Annotated in this window: 1 protein-coding gene; it reads right to left on the bottom strand. The window is 66.4% G+C overall.

Annotation, left to right across the window (positions count from 1 at the left end; translation table 11 throughout):
- Nucleotides 1–1,168 (bottom strand): condensation domain-containing protein (locus ACFZDK_RS55895; protein ID WP_390987144.1); only part of this gene is annotated, 1,168 nt, incomplete at its 3' end.
- Nucleotides 1,169–1,207: the final 39 nt, after the last annotated feature.

Genomic DNA, 1,207 nt, shown 5'->3' with positions numbered 1-1,207 from the left:
GCACCGACAACACCTCGTCCAGCACCACACGAGCCCGACTCAGATCCTCACCATCACGGTGCACATCAAGCAGCCCGAACGGCGCCGTCGTCTCCCTCACATCACCCAACAACCCACCGAAATACGCCTCGTGCTCCGCACGCGAAACACCCAACCGCGCATGCGCCACAAAATCCCGGAAAGGCACCGGCTCCGGCAACCCATCGACGTCACCGCGGATCAGTGCGGCTATCTCGCTTTGGACGATGTCCCATCCGGTGTGGTCCTGGACGAGGTGGTGCATCTGCAGCAAGGCCACCCACTGACCGGTCTGCGGATCGCGCGCGATGTGGGCACGAATCAGCGGCGCCTGGGCCAGGTCGATGCGGGAGCCGGCCAGGGCCAGGAGCTGTTCGGCCACAGCCGTACCGGAGCTCAAGGCCACCTCGACGGCTCGTACCTCCGCTTGTCGGCACACCACCTGCACGGGTTCGCGGAGCCCCTCCCACACGATCGCGGTCCGGTAGATGTCGTGCCGGTCCACCACCTGCTGCAATGCGGACAGCGCCGCGTCGAGGTGTTCACGGGAGTCGAAGGCGACAACCGTCGGCACAAGGTAGAGATCCTCGCCGTCCTCAGCCAGCAAGTGGTGGAAGAACATCCCCTCCTGCAACGGTGTCAGCGGATAGACGTCCGCCATGTTCCCGGCGCCGCCAGGGATGCGAGTGCAGATCAGGTCGATCTCCTCCTGGCTGAGATCGACCAGCGGCAGCATCTCCGGACGGATCTCGGCGGCGCCCTCAGGGATCAGGTTCGGCGGCACCTCCACCAATGAGCCTGTGGCACCCGCCGCGATCCCGGCCGGCGTCGGTGTCGTAAACAACGCCTTGACGCTCACCGCCACGCCACGCTCGCGAAGCTTCTCCACCAGCGACACCGCGAGCAGCGAGTGACCACCCAGCCTGAAGAAGTTGTCGTCGGCCCCGACCCGCTCCAGCCCGAGAACCTCGGCGAAGGCCGCACACAGCACCTCTTCCAGCACCGAGGACGGCCCTCGCTGCGAAGACAGGCTTGCGTAGTCGGGTGCGGGCAGGGCGGCGCGGTCGAGCTTGCCGTTCACCGTCAGCGGCAGTTCCTCCAGCACCACCACCGCCGACGGCACCATGTACTCCGGCAACCGCTCCGCCACGAACTCCCGTACCGACAACGGCAGTTTCCCAGCAGCTTC

The sequence above is a fragment of the Streptomyces sp. NPDC007901 genome, from assembly GCF_042959465.1.
In the GTDB taxonomy this organism is placed as follows: Bacteria; Actinomycetota; Actinomycetes; order Streptomycetales; family Streptomycetaceae; genus Streptomyces.
This window is presented reverse-complemented; position numbering and strand designations above follow the sequence as displayed.